The sequence below is a fragment of the Actinomadura scrupuli genome (assembly GCF_050971785.1).
In the GTDB taxonomy this organism is placed as follows: Bacteria; Actinomycetota; Actinomycetes; order Streptosporangiales; family Streptosporangiaceae; genus Actinomadura_E; species Actinomadura_E scrupuli.
The window spans coordinates 1,004,080-1,021,708 of sequence record NZ_JBPCCU010000001.1; the positions used below are offsets into that span (position 1 = coordinate 1,004,080).

Here is a 17,629-nt window from a genome sequence, read left to right on the forward strand (position 1 = left end):
AGACATGGCCAGGCTGCTACGCATGCCCGAGGTCGCGGCGGGAGCGACCGAGGCGGTGCTCGCCGAATGGTTGGTCCCGGAGAACACCGCCTTCAGCGCCGGTGATCCCATCGTCGTCGTCGAGACCGAGAAGGCGATCGTCGAGGTCGAGGCCGAGTCGGACGCGCTGATACTCAAGACGCTCGTGGCAGCGGGCTCGCACGTCGAGGTCGGATCGCCGGTCGCGGTCCTCGGCGACCCGGCCGAGACGGTCGGCGACCTGGCCGCCGTGCTCGCTCAGCTCGGCGTGTCCGGCCCGGTGGGCGAGACGGTCGCCGGCCCGGTGGCCGAGCCCGTACGGCAGCCGGTGCCCGGGGCCGAGCCCGCGCCCGTCTCCGGGGCCGAGCTCGCGCCCGCCTCCGGCGCCGAGCCTGTACGGCACGAGGCGCGGGGCGGGCCCGCCGGTGGTGATCGCGTCTTCGCCAGCCCGCTCGCACGCCAGATGGTCAAGCGGTCGGGCCTGTCGCTGCGGGAGATGACCGGCACCGGGCCCAACGGGCGCATCGTCCGCCGTGACGTCGAACGTGTGCTCGCCGAGCGCGATGCGTCACCTGCCGGGCGCTCCGCCGCGGAGCCCCTTCCGGAACGCGCCGGGAGCCCTGCCGCGGAGTCCGCCGTGGCTCCGGTCGTCGCTCCAGCGGTGGCTCCGGCGGTCCGAACGCCGGCCGGCAGCCCGGCGGCGGCCGGGTCGCACCCGGCTCCGCACTCGCCGCTGCGCCGTGCCGTCGCCCGGCGGCTGACGGAGAGCAAGCAGACGATCCCGCACTTCTACCTCAAGGGCACCTGCACGATCGACCCCCTCCTGGCGTTGCGGGAGGAGCTGAACGCCGTGTCGCCGGAGCGGATCTCCGTCAACGATCTCGTCATCAAGGCGGTCGCCCGGGCGCACGTTCTCGTGCCCCAGATGAACGTGATCTGGACCGACGACGCACTGCTGCGGTTCGACACGGTCGACGTCGCGGTCGCGATCGCCTCGGAGCGCGGCCTCGTCACACCCGTCCTGCGCTCGGTGGACTCGATGTCGGTCGGCGCGGTCGCCACGGCGGTGAAGGGTTACGTGCGGCAGGCGGCGGACGGACGGCTCCGCCAGCACGATCTCGAAGGCGGCTCGATCAGCGTCACCAACCTGGGGATGTTCGGGGTCGAGGAGTTCGCAGCGATCATCAATCCGCCGCAGGCCGCGATCCTGGCGGTCGGCGCGGGCCGTCCCGAGCCCGTCGTCGTCGACGGGACGGTCGAGGTAGCGACCCGGATGACGGTCGTGCTGTCCGTGGACCACCGCGCCGTCGACGGCGCCCTCGCCGCCCAGTGGATGCGGGCCTTCCAGCGGGTGGTCGAGCAGCCGTTCCAGCTCCTGGTCTGAGGCGGTGTGGCGCCCCTCCCACCGGCGCCCTCGACCGGACGGAGGCACACCGGCCCTCTGGACGGGAGCCCCAAGCCTTGGCCGGGGCGATGCTTTCTCCGGGGCAGGGGGCGGTGCTGTTCTCCATTTGCATTGCCCTGACCACCCATGCGCGGCCTCGGGCCGCTTGGCCGACGGGCCGCGTAGAGGTGGTCAGGGCAAATGCAGCAGGGAGCCGCGTATGGGTGGTCAGGGCAAATGCAGCGGGAAGCCGCGTGGGGGTGGTCAGGGCAAATGCAGCGGGAAGCCGCGTGGGGGTGGTCAGGGCAAATGCAGCAGGGAGCCGCGTGGGGGTGGTCAGGGCAAATGCAGCGGGAAGCCGCGTGGGGGTGGTCAGGGCAAATGCAGCGGGAAGCCGCGTGGGGGTGGTCAGGGCAAATGCAGCAGGAAGCCGCGTAGAGGTGGTCAGGGCAAATGGAGCAGGAAGCCGCGTATGGGTGGTCAGGGCAAATGGAGCAGGAAGCCGCGTATGGGTGGTCAGGGCAAATGCAGTGGGAGAGGGCTTCCTCCCCGGACCGGAACCCGAAGGGCGTCCATCGCGACCTGGCCGTGACCAGGGACGAGGGCGTACCAGGACGGGACCCCCACGCCGGCACCGTGGCGGCGCCGTACGGCGGTGGGGGTCCGGCCTCAGCGGGGGACGATTACCAGTTCACGGCGATGTACTGCGACTCGGTGAACTCCAGCATGCCCTCGTGGCCGCCCTCGCGGCCCAGGCCGCTCTGCTTGACGCCCCCGAACGGCGCGGCGGGGTCCGAGACGACACCGCGGTTGAGGCCCACCATCCCGGCCTCCAGGGCGCCGCTCACCCGCATGCCCCGGGCGAGGTCGCCGGTGTAGACGTACGCCACCAGGCCGTACTCGGTGGCGTTGGCGAGCGCGATCACCTCCCGCTCGTCCTCGAAGGTGACGATGGGCGCGACCGGCCCGAAGATCTCTTCGGACAGGATCGGCGCCTCGGGCGGCACGCCGGTGAGGACGGTTGGGGGGTAAAAGAATCCCGGCCCCTCGGGGGTCGTGCCGCCGGTGAGAGGCGTGGCGCCGAGCGCCACCGTACCGGCGACCAGCTCGGCGACCTTGTCCTGCGACTCGGCGTTCACCAGCGGCCCCAGTTGCACGTCCGGGTCCAGGCCGCTGCCCATCCGCAGCTCGGCCATGCGGGCCGTGAGCCGCCGGGAGAACTCGTCGGCGACGTCCGCGTGCACGTAGAAGCGGTTCGCCGCCGTACAGGCCTCGCCGCCGTTGCGCATCTTGGCGATCATCGCGCCGTCGATGGCCTCGTCGAGGTCGGCGTCCGCGAAGACGAGGAAGGGCGCGTTGCCGCCGAGCTCCATCGAGCAGCTGACGACGGACCTGCTCGCCGCTGCGAGCAGCACCCGCCCGACCTCGGTCGATCCGGTGAAGGACAGCTTGCGGACCCGTGGGTCGTCGAGCATCCGCCCCACGACGGCTCCCGACCGCTTGGACGGGACGACGTTCACGACGCCGTCGGGGACGCCCGCCTCGGCCAGGAGGGCGGCGACGGCCAGGGCGGTCAGCGGGGTCTCGGAGGCCGGCTTGAGGATCACCGTGCAGCCGGCCGCCAGGGCGGGCCCGATCTTGCGGGTCGCCATGGCCGCCGGGAAGTTCCACGGGGTGACCAGGACGCTCACGCCGATCGGCAGGTGGTTGACCACGATCTTGTTCGTGCCGCTCGGCGAGGTCTGGATCGATCCGCGCAGGCGCACCGTCTCCTCGGAGTACCAGCGGAAGAACTCCGCGGCGTACGCCACCTCCGAGCGGGCGTCCGGCAGCGCCTTGCCGTTCTCCAGCACGATCAGGCGGGCGAGGTCCTCCGCGCGTTCGGTCATCAGGTCGAAGGCCCGGCGGAGGATCTCACCCCGCTGCCGGGGAGGGACGGCCGACCAGGCCGGCAGCGCCGCGGCGGCCGCGTCGACCGCCGCGACCCCGTCCTCGACGGTGCCGTCGGCGACCGAGGCGATCTTGTCGCCGGTCGCCGGGTCGAGGACGTCGAGCCGGCCGGCGTCGGCCGAGGGCCGCCAGGCGCCGCCGACGAACAGGTCGTGGGGGAACCAGCCGACGATTCCGTCGACGCTCGTGGGGACGATCTCACTGGTGGTCACGGAAGCTCCTCCGGATCTCCGGGCGGGGACTGGTTGTCAGTACGCATTGGCGACGAACAGCTCTTGCGCGGGGAACAGCGTGATCACCTTGGCCCCGTCGGCGGTCACCACGACCTCTTCCTCGATGCGCGCCGCGGAGAACCCGTCCGAGGCGGGGCAGTAGGTCTCCAGCGCGAAGACCATGCCCGCCTGTACCTCGAGCGGGTTGTCGAGGCTGTTGAGGCGGGAGATGATCGGCCGTTCGTGCAGGCCGAGCCCGACCCCGTGGCCGAACTGCAGGCCGAAGGCGGCCATCTCGTTCGGGAAGCCGAACTCCGTCGCCGCCGGCCAGACCCGGGCGATCTCGTCGGTGCCGACGCCCGGACGCACCTTCGCGATCGCCGCGTCCATCCACTCGCGGGCCCTGGTGTAGGCGTCGCGCTGGCTCTGGGTGCTGCTGCCGACGCTGAACGTACGGTAGTAGCAGGTCCGGTAGCCGTTGTAGGACTGGATGATGTCGAAGAAGGCCTGGTCGCCGGGCCTGATCAGCCGGTCGGAGAAGTTGTGCGGATGGGGGTTGCAGCGCTCGCCGGAGACGGCATTGATCGCCTCGACCTGATCTGATCCCATCTCGTACAGCCGCTTGCTCGCCAGGGCGACGATCTCGTTCTCGCGGATGCCCGGCTTCAGCGCCTCCACGATGTCCTGGTAGACCCCGTCGACCATGGCGGCGGCCTGGGTCAGCAGCATGATCTCGTCGGAGGACTTGATCTGCCGCGCGTCCAGCATCAGCTGCTGGGCGTCCACGACGGTCAGCCCCTGGCGCTGCATCTCGAACAGGAACGGCGGCTCGACGATGTCGACGCCGACGGGGGCGTCCGCCACGCCGGCGTCGATCAGCAGGCGCTTGATGTCGCGGACGGCCGACTCCATCAGCCCGGCACTCGGGTCGATGGCTCCGCGCAGCCCGAGCATCCCCGCCCGGCAGTTCTCCGGCTCCAGCCACGGGGAGTAGAGCTGGTGGTGCCTGGCCGCGGACCCGAAGTCCCACAGCATCGGCTCGCCGTCGCGGGTGAGGAGCGCGTAGCGGGTCATCTTGTCGCCGAGCGCGCCGCCGATCCAGGTCTGCGTGGTGTAGCGGATGTTGTAGAAGTCGAACAGCAGGAAGGCGCCGCACTCACTGGACCGGAGCGACTCACGGGCCCGCTCCAGCCGGTAGCCGCGCAACCGGTCGAAGTCGACGCGCTGCTCGTAGTCGACCCCCATGTGGCCGGGGGCGGGCAGCGGACGGATGTCACCCATCGTTGCTCAGCCCGTCGTCGACGGCCGCGTTCTCCGGCGTGAGCTCGAGGCCGGAGCGGCGGGCCTGCTCCAGGAGCAGCGTCGCGAAGTCCTCCGTGGTGTGGCCGGCGCCGACCGCCGACGCCACCAGCTCGGCGGCCAGGGCGGCGACCGGCATCGGCACCTTGAGCTCCCTGGCGGCATCGAGGCCGAGGGCGAAGTCCTTGTACAGCAGGACGTTGGTGAAGGTCGGAGTGAAGTCCAGGTTGACGAACGCGGGGGTCTTGTAGCGGGTGAACGTCGAGCCCATCACCGAGTCGTTGAGGAAGTTCAGGAACGCCGCACGGCTGGTGCCGCCCCGTTCGACCAGGACCGTGATCTCGGCGAGGGACTGCGCCACGATGCCGAGGAAGACGTTGTGCGCGATCTTCACCAGCCGGGCCTGGTCGCCCTCGCCGACGTACGTCACACCCTTGCCGAGCAGGTTCAGCAGCGGCTCGCTCTCGTCGAACGCCGCGCGCGGGCCCGAGATCGCCAAGGTCAGCTTCCCGGCGGCGACGACCGACGGGTTCCCGCTCACCGGAGCGGCGAGGAACGCCGTCCCGCGACCGGACGCCTCGGCGCGGATCCGCTCCGACATCTCGGTCGAGACGGTCGAGGAGTCGATGATGATGCGGGGGGTGTCGTCGCTCGCGGTCAGCAGGCCACCGTCGCCGATGGTCACCGCCTCGAGATCGGCGGAGGCCGAGACCATGATGAACACCACGTCACGATCGGCGAGGTCGACCGGCCGGTCGACGACCTTGGCCCCGTGCTCCGCCAGCGGCTCGGCCTTGCTCCGGGTCCGGTTGTAGACGGCGACGTCGTGGCCGGCGTCGAGGAGCCGGCGCACCAGGGCGAGGCCCATCCGGCCCACACCGATCCACCCCACTCTGATCGGAGTTGCCTGCGCGTCTCTCGCTGTGGTCATTCACTTACTCCTGACTTCCGACTGCAATCGGTTGCATCATGGTATCTGCACTTCGGGAAGTCAACACACCAAAGGGTTCCGCAGCTAGGTAACGAACGATTGCACTGTTCGAGCGGCTCCGTGAAGCGCCGTTCGGGGGTCGGCGGCGGGTCAGCGGGCGGCCACGGCGGGCCGGGGGCGCGTCAGAGAAGCGTCAGGGAAGCGTCACGCGCGCGGGGCGGCGGGAACCGCGCCCGTGGAGTCACGAACGATCAGCGTGGGGGGCAGCAGGAGCGACCTTGGATGACGGGCCGGATCCTGCAGCATCTCCATCAGCAGCCGGGCGGCCTCCGCGCCGATCTCGTACTGGGGGATGCGGACCGTGGTCATCGCCGGGCTGACCTTGTCCATGAACGGCATGTCGTTGAACCCGACGACGCTGATGTCCTCGGGGCAGCGCAGCCCGCGCCGTTTGAGGGCGTCGTAGCAGCCGAGGGCGATGAGGTCGTTGCCCGCGACGACGGCGGTGAAGGGCACGCCGCTGTCGAGCAGGGCGGTGAGCGCCCGGTCGCCGGCGTCCTCCGACCACGCCTCGCAGGCGGCGATCCGCCGGGGCTCGGCCGGGAGCCCGAGGTCCTCCAGGCACTGCCGGAAGGCCCGCTTGCGGTACAGGCCGGTGGACAGGTCCTGCGGGCCCGCGAGGTGGGCGATCTGCCGATGGCCCAGCCCGTAGAGGTGGTTCATGGCCAGGCTGACGCCGGTCGCGTCGTCGGCGGTGACGGAGGGGATGTCGATCCGCGAGACCCGGCGGTTGACCAGGACCAGCGGCAGGGAGGCGTCGGCCATCTCCTCGATGAGGGGATGGTGCAGGCGGGCCGTCGCGAAGACGAAGCCCTCGATGCTGCGCTGGCGGAAGGAGTCCACGCCGGAGGACTCCAGCTCGGGATCGTTGTCGGTGTTGACGATCCACGTGCTGTAGCCCACGTCCCGGAGGATGTCCTCGATGCCGCGGACGATGGGCGGGAAGATCGGGTTCGTCAGGTCCGGCAGGACCACGCCGACGCTCGACGACCGTGCCGTCTTCAGGCTCCGGGCGATGGGGTTGGGGGTGTAGCCGAGTTCCTTCGCCACCCGCAGCACCCGCTCGGCCGTCGCGGAGTTCACCATGGAGCGGGTCGAGGCGTTGAGCGCACGCGAGGCGGTGGCGGGATGGACCCCCGCCTTCTTGGCGACTTCCTTCAGCGTGGCTCGGTGCACGCGAGCACAGTACCCCGCGCGAAGCGGTGGGAAGCCTCTGGCGGCCTCAGCCGGCGCGCTCCCAGCGAGCACGCGCGACCGCGCCCGCGACGCCGACGATCACGAGCAGCACGGCGCAGCCGGAGAACTGCGCCCACAGGTGACCGGTGCCGAGCAGATGCCCGCCGGAGGCCGCCGACGCGGCATTGCCCGCGAAGAGGCTGGCCGCGAAGAAGGAGACCGCGGTGGAGCGCTCGCCCGGTGCGACCTGCGTCGCCCAGGTCTGCAGCGAGGAGTGCGAGAAGGCCCAGGCGGCGCCGAGCAGCGCGCAGCAGAGGAAGGCGACCGCGACGGTCGGCGAACCCGCCATCAGCGCGCACGCCAGCGCGCCGCACCCCGCGCCGACGGCGATGAGACGCGATGCCGACAAGCGCCGCGAGAGCCGGCCCACGACCCCGGCGAGCGCGAGCACCCCGACGCCGTACAGGGTGATCGTCGAGGATGCCAGCACCGTGCCGCCGCCGGCCGACTCGATCGCGGCGGGGACGAACGTGAGGCAGCCGATGATGGCGCCGCCCTCCAGGAAGACCAGTGCGAACAGGATCAGCGCGGCACGGTTGCCCAGGACCCGCCGGATCGGGGCGAGCGACGAGCTGCGCCGCGGGGGCCGGGGGGCCTCCGGCAGCCGGGTCAGGAAGACGCACGCGGTGAACCCGACCGCCATGCTCAGTGCGAAGACCCATCGCCACCCGAGGACCGCCACGACCCCGCCGGCCACCACCGTCGACATCGCCGTGCCGAGGGCGTTGCCCTTCATGAGGGTCGTGAGGCCGCGCTGGCGGGACTCCGAGGGGAAGGCGCCGCCCGCGTAGATCAACGAGGTCGGCACGATCGCCCCGAAGAAGGCGCCGGCGAGCACCCGCGTCACGATGAGCGACGCGGAGCCCTGGGCGAACATCGAGGCCGCCGTCGCGCAACTTCCCGCCAGCGCGGCCCAGCGCATGGTGCGCGCCAGCCCGGCCCGCTCCGACACCATTCCCCACAACGGCTGCATGAGCCCGTAGGCGAGGAAGTACGCGCTCGCCGCGGCCGCCACCTGCGAGATCGGCACGTCGAGCCCGGCCGAGATCGCGACCAGGCTGGGCGGCATCGTGTACCGGTCGAACACGCTCGCGTAGTTGGCCGACTGAAGCCTGCGGAGGATGGGGCGGAGTTCTTCCCGGTCAGCCATCGCTGAGGTCGGCGGCGGAGGGCTCACCGAGCGCGCGGGGCAGGACCCACTCCGGGAGCGCCGGCAGCACCGCGGACAGACCCGCGTGGGGGAGGTACGCCGCGCGGAGCGAGACGAGGGTGGCGATCGACGGGCGGTCCGCGATCCCGTCGACCACCAGGCCCTCCTGGGGGTCGCACAGGCAGGCCAGGTGGCGGGATGCGTCACGGGGGCCCAGCCCGAGGAGCCGCGTGGCCGCGTCGGTCACCCGGTCGTCGTGCTCCCCCCGCAGGACGGCGGACGCGGTCTCGAGCAGGGCGTCCGCGAGCCGGTCGACGGCGTCGCGGGTCTGCCGGCCCGCGTCGTCGCGGCGGGCGAGGACGGTCCCGAGGTACGGTCCGATCGCGCTCGCGCGCAGCTGCGGGTGGCAACCGCGCGACTCGGCGCGCAACTCGTTGCCGGCGTTGAGGACGGTGGCGGCGATCGAGGCGCCGGCGAGGGCGTCGGCCCGTTTCGGCGTCGCGCCGAGCTTCGCCAGCGTGTACGCGTCCCGGGGGAGGCCCAGGCGGGCCAGCAGCTCATAGGCGACGAAGGCGAACCCCGACGTCGGCACGTCCACCCCGACGACCGCGCCGCGCACCTGCTCGGCCGACGGGAACGGCGGCGCGGTCCAGACCGACAGACCCAGGCCGCGGTCGAGCGCCGCCACCACCGAGACCTCGATCAGCCGTCCCAGCGGGTTGTCGGCCACGAAGCGGTAGGCGATGACGTTGTCGGGGCTGGTGAACACCGCGTCGAGCTCGCCGCTCTCCAGGGAGGCGAACTGCGCGGGGGAGGACGGCACCGGACTCTCCTCGACCGCGAGACCGGCGCGTTCGAGTGTTCCGGTACGGCGGCAGACGTCGAGGAGGACCGACGGAGTGAACGTGCCGAGCCGAATGGTGATCATGAAGCGCTCGCAATCGTTTGTATCCGTGAGGCCATCATGATGGCACGATGTCACGTGTGGGTCCGCTCGCTCAGGCCTGGCCGCACTGCGGTCGACGCCCCCGGATGACGCCCGGGAGGCGCCGTCGAGACCGGCCCGCCTATCGGGTATCACCGCAGGGAGGGCGAGTGATCAGCCCGCTCCCGGACGATCCCCGCGGGGCCGGGAATCCGGCCGGTGCCGGGCGGTGAAGTCGGCGGGAGAGAAGTTGTTGACGCCACCGACATGTTTCGGTAATCTGCCGCAAACGATTGCAGTGTGAATCGCGTCACAGCCTGTTAGCGCTGGCACCCAGAGAAGCGCCACGCACCGATCGAGCAAGGAGCTGACATGGTGCACGTCGAGTCCCCGGACACCGACCATCCGGCCGAGGAACACGCGAGTGCTCTCGGCTCCACGCTGATCGAGGCGGTCGGTGTCAGTGCGGGATATGACAACAAGCGCGAGCACACCCGGCTGATCGCGCTGCGCGACATCTCCCTCAAGGTCGGTCAGGGGGAGTTCCTCGCCATCGTCGGCCCGTCCGGGTGCGGCAAGACCACCTTGATCAACATGATCGCGGGATTCGTCAAACCCCTCTCCGGCACGGTCAAGGTGCGCGGCGTGGAGGTGGCCGGCCCGGGGGCGGACCGCGCGATGGTCTTCCAGGACTACGCCCTGCTCCCGTGGCGGACCGTCGAGCGCAACGTGGAGTTCGCGATGGAGAACCGGCGCGGGCGTGTTCCCAAGTCCGAACGCGCGGGCCGGATCAACCGCGCCCTGGAACTGGTGGGACTGCTCGGCTTCGAGAAGTCCTATCCGCATGAGCTCTCCGGCGGCATGCGTCAGCGGGTCGGCATCGCCAGGGCGCTCGTCAGCGAGCCGGAGATCCTGCTGATGGACGAGCCGTTCGGGGCCGTCGACGCCATGACCCGGGAGGCCATGCAGGCCGAGCTGGAAAAGATCATCGCCAAGACCCGGCAGACCGTCGTGTTCATCACTCATTCGATCGACGAGGCGATCACGCTCGGCGACCGCATCGTGGTGGTGTCCAACCGCCCTGGAACGATCCGGGAGATCATCGACGTCGACCTGCCGCGCCCCCGGTTCGACGAGCGCAACGACATCAAGCGATCGGCCCGATTCGGCGAGATCCGCAGCCACCTCTGGGAGCTCCTCTCCGACGAGGCGCTCGGCGCCAAGTCGTCCCTCGCGCAGCAGGAAGGTGAGACCCGATGACGCAAGTCGTGCCGACCGGCCAGGCGAGCGCGCAGCGCAGCCCGCAGATCGAGACGATCGCCGTCAGCAAGTTCGCTCCGTTCCGGAGCACGGCGGTGACCATCGTCAACCTCGCGATCTTCTTCCTGCTCTGGGAGCTCGTCGCGCGGGCCGAGCTGGTCAACCCGCTGTTCTTCCCCAAGGCGTCGGCGATGTTCTCGGCGCTCTACAACGGCTTCTCCGACGGGACGATCTGGCCCCAGCTGGAACACAGCATCACGAACTTCCTGATCGGGCTGGCCATCTCCGCGGTCATCGGCATCCCCATCGGCCTGCTGATGGGTGCGAGCCGGATCGCCGACCTGATCCTGAGCCCCTACGTCTGGGCGATGACGTCACTGCCCCGGGTCGCCCTGATCCCGTTGCTGATCCTCATCATGGGCTTCGGCAACTCGATGCAGCTGACCATCATCGTGCTGTCGGCGGTCTTCCCGATCATGGTCAACTGCATGGCCGGTGTGAAGACCGTCGACCCCTCGCTGCTGCGTGCCGGGCGGGTGTTCGGGACCAGCCCCGCGCAGACGTACTCCAAGATCATCCTCCCGTACACGCTGCCGTTCGTGATCGCCGGTGTGAACCAGGGCATCGCCCGCGGCCTCGTCGGCATGCTGATCGGAGAGCTGCTCGGCGGCGGCGGCAACGGCCTGGGCTTCCTGCTCGACCGGGCCGGCCAGCAGTTCGACGCGCCGATGCTGTACGCGGTCCTGCTCCTGCTCGCCGTCATGTCCGTGACCCTCATCCAGGCGATGCGCTGGCTCGAGCAGCGTGCCGCGCCGTGGCGGGACACCTCCCGCACGTGATCGCACCCCCGGATGCCCCGACGATGTCGCCCACCCCGATTCAGACCTTGCCACTGGCAGAGCAGGAGTCACAGCAATGAACAGACTGACCAGATTCATCGGAGCGGTCGGTATCTCGGTGATCTTCGCGGGATCGCTGGCCGCCTGCGGTGGCGACGGTGACGGCGGCGGTGCCGGCGCCGGTGGCGCCGCCCTGGACGTCACCAAGGCGAGCCTGCCGAAGAGCGCCGACGAGATCAACGCGACGATCGACAAGACCAAGGTCAAGAAGAGCCTGGTGGTCGGGGTGGACAACGACTACTACCTCTTCCACGAGGACATCGAGGTCGCGCTCGACAAGGGTTACTTCAAGGAATTCGGCATCGACAAGGTCGAGGTCAAGACCGTCGACGACCCCCTGCCGCCGCTCATCGGCGGCTCGCTCGACATGGCCCTGTACGACTCCGACACGGCGATGGCCGCGGCCAAGAAGAGCAACGAGGGCGTGCGGTTCCTCTCGGTCTACCTCGGTGGCGAGGCGAACATCCTGGGCGTGGGCAAGGGGATCAACTCGGCGGCCGACCTCAAGGGCAAGACCATCACCGGTGGCCAGTTCGGCAGCCGCAACGACGCCATCCTGCGGGAACTGCTCCAGGCCAACGGCATGGACCCCGCCAAGGACGTCAAGATCGTCAGCACCGGCGGCCAGTCGAACTCGCGGCTGCAGGCGATCATCGCCGGCACCGTCAAGGGCGCCAGCATCCAGTTGCGCCACGAGGCCCTGCTGCAGGCGGCCGGCGGCAAGGTGCTGTTCCAGCAGACCCGGCAGGTGCCGCAGAACGGCTGGTCCGCCGACAAGCTGCTCAAGGACAGCCCCGAGACCGTGGCCGCGTTCCTCGCCGCCACGCTGAAGGCCCGCCAGTTCATTACGAACCAGGCCAACAAGGACGCCGTGCTCGCCCTCATGCGGAGCAAGAAGTACGACATCCCGCCCGCGTACGCCAATGTCTACGGCCAGGAGAACGCACCGACCTACCACGTGGGCGACGGCGGGTTCAAGCCGGCGGACATGGACAAGTTCATCCAGGACCAGATCGGGTTCAAGAACGTGCCCCCCGGCACCGACTGGCGGAAGTACACCTACCTGATGCCGCTCTGGCGCGCGCAGAAGGCCCTGGGACTGCCGCTCAACCCGGCCCTCAAGGACCTGTGACCGATGCGAGTGGAGACCGCCGACGCCAAGGGCCTGCGGCTGCTGGCACACCACGACCTCGCCGGTAAGGGCGACGGGATGCAGGTGATGCGGCACGAGGACGTCGTGTACGTCGGTCATGCGGGCACGTCGAGGGCGGGCACCTCGATCCTCGACGTGTCCGATCCCCGCAGCCCGGAGCTGGTGGCCCAGTGGCCGGCGCCGGACAACACGCACACGCACAAGGTGCAGGTCGCCGACGGCCTCCTGCTGGTCAACCACGAGCGTTTCCCCTACCGGCCCACCGGGCCGCTGGGGCCGCACTCGGCGGGCCTCGCCGTGTACGACCTCGCCGATCCCCTGGCGCCGGAGCGGATCGGCTTCTGGGCGTCCACCGGCAAGGGCGTCCACCGGATCGTGTGGGAGGGCGGGCGGTACGCCCACGTCTCCGTCACGCCGGAGGGCTTCACCGACCGGATCTGGGTGATCCTGGACATGTCGGATCCACGCCGGCCGGTGGAGGCCGGCCGGTGGTGGTGGCCCGGCCAATGGACGGCCGGCGGCGAACAGCCGGACTGGCCGGCCGGGCAGCGGCACGCCGCGCATCACGCGCTCCTCGACGGCGACATCGCCTACCTGGGGTACGACGACGTGAACCTGGTGGTCCTCGACGTCGCCGACCCGTCCTTCCCCCGGCCGATCGGCTTCTGCCGGTGGGAGGGCGGTGCCACCCACACGTGCCTTCCGCTGCCCGGCCGGGACCTGCTCGTCGTCACCGACGAGCAGCAGCACGACGGGCCGAACGCGCCGTCCCGGCGGATCCACCTGATCGACGTCGCCGATCCGGCCCGGCCGCGGCATCTCACCGCCCTGCCGGAGCCCGCGGGCGACTTCGACGCGCTGCCCATGCGGTACGGGCCGCACTGCCTGCACGAGAACCGCAGGGGGTCGTACCAGAGCGGGCGCCTGATCTTCGCGACGTACTTCAGCGCGGGGGTCCGGGTCTACGACCTGCAGGACCCCGCGAGTCCCCGCGAGATCGCGCACTGGGTCTCGCAGACGCCTCCAGGCCAGGCGGCTCCGCAGGCCAACGACCTGTTCGTCGACCGCGACGGCCTCGTCTGGGTCACCGATCGCACGCATGGCGGGCTGTTCGTGCTCGAGCCCGAGGGGGAGCTCGCCGCCCTGATGTAGCCGACCTGGTGCCGTCTCCCCACGGCGCCAGGCCGGGCCCCGGCGGCGACGTCCGCCGCCGCCCGCATTCCCACCCGTATTCCGTCCTCGTCCTGGAGGAACCAGCATGCCCGACGCCGAAGTACAAGCAGCCCTCGCGCACTGGGCGCCCCGCTTCATCCAGAACGGCGTTGACTACAACGACTTCGTCCGGACCACCAGGCGCATCGAGACCTGGGACCAGTGGCTGCCGGAGTGGAACCGGACCGCCGACGAGCAGGCCGAGTTCGCCCGGGAGGCCGATGCGGCCGGCCACCGGCACACCGCCGGTCACGCGTGGCGCCGCGCCTCCGTCGACCGCCACTTCGGCAAGTTCGTCTGGATGCTCGACCTCGACCTCGCAGAGGAGGCGATGCGCCGCACCGTCGCGGAGATGCGTCTCGCGCACGAAAGGCTGGACCCCACCGCCGAGCGGCTCGAGGTCGCGATCGACGGCGGGACCGAGTACGCCAACCTCCGCCGCCCGCCCGGTGCGGACCGGCCGCCGTACGTCGTCCTCATCCCCGGGCTGGACTCCACCAAGGAGGAGTTCTTCGACCTCGAGCAGGCGTTCCTGGACCGGGGGATGGCCACGGTGTCGCTCGACGGGCCCGGCCAGGGCGAGACCGGGCTCACGATCCCCATCCGGCCCGACTACGAGGTCGCCGTCACCCCGTTGCTGGACCTGCTGGCGGCCCGGACGGATCTGGACCACGGGCGGATCGGCATCTTCGGGGTCAGCCTCGGCGGCTACTACGCACCCCGGGCGGCGGCGTTCGAGCCGCGGGCCAGGGCCGTGGCCGGCATCAGCGGCCCGTTCTGCTTCGGCGACATGTGGGACGACCTCCCGCCGATGACGCGGCAGACCTTCGTCGTCAAGTCGGGGGCCGCGGACGACGCCGACGGCAGGAGACTGGCGAGCGAGCTGAACCTCGAGGGGGTCTGCCAGAAGATCACGGTTCCGGCGCTCTACGTCACCGGCAGGCTGGACCGGCTGATCCCGTGGCAGCAGACCGAGCGGCAGGCGGCGGAGACCCCGCAGGGGATTTTCGTCAACCACCCGGAGGGCAACCACGGCGTCTCGAACCTGTCGTACCAGGCACGTCCGATGATCGCGGACTGGATGGGCGACCAGCTGCGGTAGGCCTCCGGCGCCCTCGCAGGACTCCCCGACGACACCGGTGGCCGAGCCGCCGGCACCGACCAGGAAGGTGACCGTGACCGTTCGCGCCATCGCCGGCCCTCGTCCGCGACAGCCGGACCGCGACCGCCCGGCAGAGGAGACGACGTGCCGCACGAGCTGACCGTCAACGGTGTTCCGCACTCGGTGGACGCCGACGCGGACACCAGCCTGCTGCATGTCCTGCGGGAGGACCTGGATCTCAAGGGGACGCGCTTCGGGTGCGGCGTCGGGCTGTGCGGGGCGTGCTTCGTGCTGCTCGACGGCCATCCGGCGCCGTCCTGCGACACGCCCCTGTGGGCGGCCGCGGGCAAGGAGGTCGTCACCGTCGAGGGACTCGGCGCGCCGGACGACCTCCACCCCCTGCAGCAGGCGTTCCTGGACGAGCAGGCCGCCCAGTGCGGGTTCTGCGTGTCGGGCGTCCTGGTCAGTGCCGCCGCGCTGCTCACCCGCAACCCCGCGCCGGACGAGCCGGAGGTGGCCGCGGCGCTGGACCGCAACCTCTGCCGCTGCGGCGCCCAGCGGCGCATGATCCGGGCCGTGGTGCGGGCCGGGCAGGAGCACCCGTGACGACCGGGGCGTCCACGGCGGGCGCCTCCACCGGCGGCGACCGTCCCGCACGGGAACGCGGCGCCCTGCCGCGCGGCCTCAAGGCCAACCCCCGGGTGTCGCAGTGGCTCGCGGTCCGGGGCGACGGCACCGTCCAGGTGTTCAGCGGCAAGGCCGAGCTCGGGCAGGGGATCCTGACCGCGCTGGGCCAGCTGGCCGCCGACGAGCTCGGGGTCGCGCTGCATCGCGTCGAGGTGCTGGCGGCCACCACCGCGGCGGGTCCGGACCAGGGCCTCACCGCGGGGAGCATGTCGGTCGCCGACGCCGAGGCCCTGCGGATGGCGTGCGCCGAGGCCCGCGCCCTCTTCGCCGGCGAGGCGGCGGCGGAGTTCGGGGTCGACGCCGGCGACGTGATCGTGACGGACGGCGTCCTGCGGAGCCGGCACGGTGACCGGACGACGTCGTACTGGGAGCTGTCCGGGCGGGTCGACCTCGACCGCGAGATCTCCGGCCGCGCCGCGCCCGCGCCGCCGGCCGAACATCCCGTGGTGGGGACCAGCGCGGGTCGTGTGGACCTTCCCGACAAGGTCACCGGGCGGCCCCGCTTCATCCACGACCTCTCCCTCCCCGGGCAGCTCGCCGGGCGCGTCGTACGCCCGCCGTCCCGGGGCGCGCGGCTGCTCGGCCACGACCGCGCCGTCGAAGGGCTGCCTGGCGTCGTCGCGGTGGTCCGGGACGGCGACTTCCTCGGCGTCGTGGCCGAGACCGAGGCCGCGGCGGAGAGCGCGGCAGCAGCCCTGCGCCGTACCGGGCGGTGGCGGCAGGAGGACACCCTGCCCGAGGAGGGCTCGATCCACGCGCTGCTGCGCGGCACCCCGGCCGAGACCACCGTCGTCCGCGAGGACGGCGCGCCGGAGGCGCCCGCGGCGCGCAGCCTGACCGCGACCTACAGCCGCGGCTTCCTGGCCCACGCGTCCATCGCGCCCAGCTGCGGCGCCGCGCGATGGGACGAGGGCGGGCTCACCGTCTGGTCGCACAGCCAGGGGATCCATCCGCTGCGCCGGGCCATCGCCCAAGCCGCCGGAGTCGACGTCGCCACCGTGACCGTCCACCACGTCGAGGGCGCGGGCGCGTACGGGCACAACGGCGCCGACGACGCGGCCTTCGACGCGGTGCTCCTGGCCCGCGCGGTCCCCGGCAGGCCGGTGCACGTGGTGTGGAGCCGCCAGGACGAGCTGGCGTGGAGCCCGGTGGGGTCCGCGATGGTCGCCGACGTCGCCGCCGGCCTCGGGCCGGACGGGCGGCTGGTCTCGTGGACCTACGACGTGTGGAGCTACGGGCACACGGCACGGCCCGGTTACGCCGGATCCCCGGGGCTGCTGGGCGCGGCTCATCTGGCGCGACCGCACCCGCTCCCGCCGTCGGCAGACCCGCCGCTCGCGGCCGGTGCCGGGACCGCGCGCAACGCCGTGCCGCCCTACACCATCGGGCGCCGGGCCATCAGAGCGCATCGCGCCCTCACGACACCGCTCCGTACGTCCGCGTTGCGGACGCTGGGCGCCTACCTCAACGTCTTCGCCACCGAGTGCTTCGTCGACGAGCTCGCCGCCGCGGCCGGACGCGACCCGGTCGAGTACCGCTTGGCGCACCTGGCCGATCCGCGGGCGCGCGAGGTGGTGCGGCGGGCCGCGGCGGCCGGCGGCTGGCCGTCCCGGCAGGCCGGGCAGGACGGTGTCGGGTACGGCATCGCCTTCGCCCGGTACAAGGACAGCGGTGCCTACTGCGCGGTGGTGGCCGAGGTGGAGGCGGTGCACGACGTACGCGTCCGGCGGCTCACGATCGCCGTCGACGTGGGCCGGGTGGTCAACCCCGACGGCGTCGTGAACCAGATCGAGGGTGGGGCGGTCCAGTCCACGAGCTGGACCCTGAAGGAGCAGGTGCGCTTCGACCGCACCCGGATCACCAGCGACGACTGGGAGAGCTACCCCATCCTCCGGTTCTCCGAGGTGCCGGAGGTCGTCGTGGAGCTGGTCGACCGGCCGGACCAGCCCTCGGTCGGATCCGGGGAGGCCTCGCAGGGCCCCACCGCGGGCGCCATCGGCAACGCGGTGGCGGACGCGCTCGGCGTACGGGTCCGGGACCTGCCGATCACCGCCGGGCGGATCGTCGCCGCCATGGACGACTAGCCTCCCGCCTGCGGGCCGACGGCCGAAGGTGGGGATAACCCCCGCTCCGGCAGGGGTGACCCCCACC

At 71.5% G+C, this 17,629-nt stretch carries 14 protein-coding genes; 8 read left to right on the forward strand and 6 right to left on the reverse strand.

Annotated features, from left to right (window positions below):
* Positions 1–4 precede the first annotated feature (4 nt).
* On the forward strand, positions 5–1,402 hold the full coding sequence (locus tag ACRYCC_RS04650) for a dihydrolipoamide acetyltransferase family protein (protein WP_433809036.1): 1,398 nt from the start codon (positions 5–7) through the stop codon (positions 1,400–1,402).
* A 683-nt stretch (positions 1,403–2,085) separates the two neighbouring features.
* On the opposite strand, the gene ACRYCC_RS04655 is transcribed toward ACRYCC_RS04650, so the two are convergent.
* From ACRYCC_RS04655 to ACRYCC_RS04680, 6 genes are all read right to left on the reverse strand, one after another.
* Entirely contained in the window at positions 2,086–3,525 is a 1,440-nt protein-coding gene (locus ACRYCC_RS04655; protein ID WP_433809915.1) for an NAD-dependent succinate-semialdehyde dehydrogenase, read from the reverse strand.
* A gap of 75 nt (positions 3,526–3,600) precedes the next feature.
* Positions 3,601–4,845, reverse strand: a complete 1,245-nt coding sequence (locus tag ACRYCC_RS04660; protein WP_433809038.1) for a M24 family metallopeptidase — start codon at positions 4,843–4,845, stop codon at positions 3,601–3,603.
* Complete coding sequence (locus ACRYCC_RS04665) at positions 4,838–5,794, reverse strand: NAD(P)-dependent oxidoreductase (RefSeq protein WP_433809040.1); 957 nt, start codon at positions 5,792–5,794, stop codon at positions 4,838–4,840. The genes ACRYCC_RS04660 and ACRYCC_RS04665 overlap by 8 nt, the downstream gene beginning before the upstream one ends.
* Before the next feature lie 204 nt (positions 5,795–5,998).
* Entirely contained in the window at positions 5,999–7,030 is a 1,032-nt protein-coding gene (locus ACRYCC_RS04670; RefSeq protein WP_433809042.1) for a LacI family DNA-binding transcriptional regulator, read from the reverse strand.
* Between the two features lie 46 nt (positions 7,031–7,076).
* On the reverse strand, positions 7,077–8,240 hold the full coding sequence (locus tag ACRYCC_RS04675; RefSeq protein ID WP_433809044.1) for an MFS transporter: 1,164 nt from the start codon (positions 8,238–8,240) through the stop codon (positions 7,077–7,079).
* Complete coding sequence (locus ACRYCC_RS04680) at positions 8,233–9,168, reverse strand: ABC transporter substrate-binding protein (RefSeq protein WP_433809046.1); 936 nt, start codon at positions 9,166–9,168, stop codon at positions 8,233–8,235. Before ACRYCC_RS04680 ends, ACRYCC_RS04675 begins: the two co-directional genes overlap by 8 nt.
* Positions 9,169–9,537: 369 nt before the next feature.
* Between ACRYCC_RS04680 and ACRYCC_RS04685 the strand changes: the two genes are divergently transcribed.
* The 7 genes from ACRYCC_RS04685 (at position 9,538) to ACRYCC_RS04715 (ending at position 17,562) form a co-directional block, all read left to right on the forward strand.
* On the forward strand, positions 9,538–10,425 hold the full coding sequence (locus tag ACRYCC_RS04685; RefSeq protein WP_433809048.1) for an ABC transporter ATP-binding protein: 888 nt from the start codon (positions 9,538–9,540) through the stop codon (positions 10,423–10,425).
* Positions 10,422–11,264 (forward strand): ABC transporter permease, encoded by an 843-nt coding sequence (locus tag ACRYCC_RS04690; protein WP_433809050.1) that lies wholly within the window; start codon positions 10,422–10,424, stop codon positions 11,262–11,264. The genes ACRYCC_RS04685 and ACRYCC_RS04690 overlap by 4 nt, the downstream gene beginning before the upstream one ends.
* Before the next feature lie 76 nt (positions 11,265–11,340).
* Positions 11,341–12,456 (forward strand): ABC transporter substrate-binding protein, encoded by a 1,116-nt coding sequence (locus tag ACRYCC_RS04695; protein WP_433809052.1) that lies wholly within the window; start codon positions 11,341–11,343, stop codon positions 12,454–12,456.
* Positions 12,457–12,459: 3 nt separating this feature from the next.
* On the forward strand, positions 12,460–13,629 hold the full coding sequence (locus tag ACRYCC_RS04700; RefSeq protein ID WP_433809054.1) for an LVIVD repeat-containing protein: 1,170 nt from the start codon (positions 12,460–12,462) through the stop codon (positions 13,627–13,629).
* Between the two features lie 106 nt (positions 13,630–13,735).
* Positions 13,736–14,791 carry an alpha/beta hydrolase family protein gene (locus tag ACRYCC_RS04705; RefSeq protein ID WP_433809056.1) on the forward strand — a complete coding sequence of 352 codons (1,056 nt, stop codon included), beginning with the start codon at positions 13,736–13,738 and terminating at the stop codon, positions 14,789–14,791.
* A gap of 144 nt (positions 14,792–14,935) precedes the next feature.
* On the forward strand, positions 14,936–15,397 hold the full coding sequence (locus ACRYCC_RS04710) for a (2Fe-2S)-binding protein (protein WP_433809058.1): 462 nt from the start codon (positions 14,936–14,938) through the stop codon (positions 15,395–15,397).
* Complete coding sequence (locus tag ACRYCC_RS04715) at positions 15,394–17,562, forward strand: xanthine dehydrogenase family protein molybdopterin-binding subunit (protein ID WP_433809060.1); 2,169 nt, start codon at positions 15,394–15,396, stop codon at positions 17,560–17,562. Before ACRYCC_RS04710 ends, ACRYCC_RS04715 begins: the two co-directional genes overlap by 4 nt.
* Positions 17,563–17,629: the final 67 nt, after the last annotated feature.